At 68.2% G+C, this 2,294-nt stretch carries 2 protein-coding genes and 2 pseudogenes; 3 read left to right on the top strand and 1 reads right to left on the bottom strand.

All coding sequences use genetic code 11. The features are described 5' to 3' along the window. The coding region (locus G3N93_RS38820; RefSeq protein ID WP_374196557.1) for a TerC family protein at positions 1 to 273 on the bottom strand (273 nt) is incomplete at its 3' end. A 108-nt stretch (positions 274 to 381) separates the two neighbouring features. On the opposite strand from G3N93_RS38820, the gene G3N93_RS38815 reads away from it, so the two are divergent. The 3 genes and pseudogenes from G3N93_RS38815 to G3N93_RS38805 form a co-directional block, all read left to right on the top strand. Continuing rightward, entirely contained in the window at positions 382 to 1,275 is an 894-nt protein-coding gene (locus G3N93_RS38815; protein WP_206135417.1) for a LysR family transcriptional regulator, read from the top strand. Positions 1,276 to 1,390: 115 nt separating this feature from the next. Further along, a pseudogene (locus tag G3N93_RS38810) lies at positions 1,391 to 2,062 on the top strand (DUF2242 domain-containing protein); the annotation flags it as partial. Next, positions 2,053 to 2,294: pseudogene (locus tag G3N93_RS38805) on the top strand (YigZ family protein); the annotation flags it as partial. The pseudogenes G3N93_RS38810 and G3N93_RS38805, both read left to right, overlap by 10 nt.

The following is a 2,294-nucleotide window of genomic DNA, read 5'->3' as shown; positions in this document are numbered from 1 at the left end:
GTCGCGCCACGAGAACGCATGGTCGAACAGCGTGAACACGGGTTCGGTGAGGCTCGCGATCCACGCGACGCTGCCGAGCAGCGCGAGGCGCATCACCAGCGCGAGCGCGATGCCGAGGCGCTGCGTGCGGGCGCGCTGCGCCTCGGGCAGCTTGTTGCTGAGGATCGAGATGAAGATCAGGTTGTCGATGCCGAGCACGACTTCCATCACGACGAGCGTCAGAAGCGCAGCCCAGACGGCGGGGTCAACGGCAAGCGTCAGCAGGTAGTCCATGAAATGGGCCGATACGAAAGTGGAAAGCCAGATGATATGCCGCCCCGGACTTCGGAAAAATCAGAGAGAATCTGACTTTTGGTTCGGTTTTTCCGAAATTACGATCCGATGCTCAATTTCCGACATCTGTACTACTTCTGGGTCGTCGTGAAGGAAGGCGGCTTCGCGCGCGCGGCCGCGCGGCTCGACATGGCCGTGCAGACCATCAGTGCGCAGGTGCGCGAGCTCGAAAAAGCGCTCGGGCACCAGTTATTGCGCCCGGCCGGGCGCGGCGTCACGATGACCGACGCCGGCCAGGCCGCGTTTGCACGCGCGGAGGCGATCTTCGAAATGGGGCGGCTGATCCCCGACGAAGTGCGCGCGGCGGCCAGCCAGCCGACCGTGCGGCTCGCGGTCGGCCTCGCGGACGGCATCTCCAAGCTCGCCGCGCACGCGATCCTCGCGCCCGTGCTGGATACGCCCACGCTGCGGCTGCTGTGCCACGAAGGCGAGCACGATGCGCTGCTCGCGGAGCTGGCGCTGCATCATCTCGACCTGGTGCTGGCCGGCCAGGGGGCGCCGTCCGGTTCGAACCTGCGCGTGACGAGCGAGCGGCTCGTCGCGTCGCCGGTCGACTGGTATGGCCCCGCGGCGCTCGTCACGCCGGCCGCGCGGCAGCACTTTCCGCTGTGCCTCGCCGACCTGCCCGTGCTGCTGCCGACCGCGCATTCGGCGCTGCGCGCGCGCCTCGACCTGTGGCTGGAAGGCGAACGGATCGTGCCGCGCGTGGCCGGGGAATTCGAGGACAGCGCGCTGATGGCCGTGTTCGCGGCGCGCGGGCTCGGCGTGTTTCCGCTGAGCGAACTCGGCGCGAACGATGCGTCGCTGCTGCGCGGGTTGCGGCGACTCGGGCGCGCGGGCGACGTGACCGAGGAGATCCACGCGATCCGCTCGCGGCGCGGCGAACACCATCCGCTGACGTCGCAATTGCTGGCCGCCGCACGCGGCGCATCGGCCGACTGAAGCGAGTGCGACATCAAACGAAACTATAATGGCGCCCCGGCCTTACGAGATTGCCGCGCGCTTCATCCAGGCCCCGCCGTTGCGCGACCTCTCGCCAAGCCTTCTGAAAGACGCCATGCACAACCGATTTCGCCTGTTTTCCGTTTCGTGCGCGCTCGCGGCCGCGACCGTGCTGGCGGCGTGCTCGTCGCCGCCCAAGCCGATCTACCAGCAGGAACAGTTCGACGCGACCAGCAGCCCGTATGCGCATACGTTCCACTCGAAATCCGACGCGGCCTGCGAGGCCGCGCGGCGCGCGCTGCTGAGCCAAGGGTATGTGGTGTCGTCGTCGCGCAACGATGCGGTCGACGGCAGCAAGAATTTCCAGCCGAACAACGACATGCACGTCGTGATCGAGTTTCACGTCGTGTGCGCAGACGCGAACGCCGATGGCTCGTCGAGCATCGCGTACGTGAACGCGGTGCAGGATCGCTACACGCTGAAGAAGTCGAATACGTCGGCCAGCGTCGGCCTCAGCGTGTTCGGCTCGCTGTCGCTGCCGATCGGGTCGAGCGACGATGCACTCGTCAAGACCGCCAGCGAGACGATTCCCGCCGGCGTGTTCTACGAGCGCTTCTTCAATCTCGTCGAGCATTTCCTGAAGATCGACCCGGCCCGCCGCGACCGCGCGACCGTCAAGGCCGCCGAGAAGGAACCCGTCACGCCGCTGCCCGAACCGGCGCCGACGCCGCAGGGCGAGCCGATGAAGATGACGACCCCGGTCGTGCCGACGCCGCCCGCGGCGCCGCGATGCAGGCGCTGGAGCGCCTGCGCGAGGAACACCCGACGGCCACGGATGGGCGCGGGGCGTGGCGGGCGGCGTGCCAAGCGGGCAGGTCGGATGACGGGCAGGCGTCGGGCACGGCGGGCCGGCCGATCCTGGAAGTGCTGCGCCATCACGATCTCGACGGCGTGCTGGGTGCGGTCGTGCGTTACTACGGTGGCGTGAAGCTCGGCGCGGGCGGCTTGGTGCGCGCATA

Source organism: Burkholderia sp. Se-20378, assembly GCF_017104665.1.
Taxonomy (GTDB): Bacteria; Pseudomonadota; Gammaproteobacteria; order Burkholderiales; family Burkholderiaceae; genus Burkholderia; species Burkholderia lata.
Note: the sequence above shows the minus strand (reverse complement) of the source record. Positions and strands in the feature narration are given on the sequence as shown.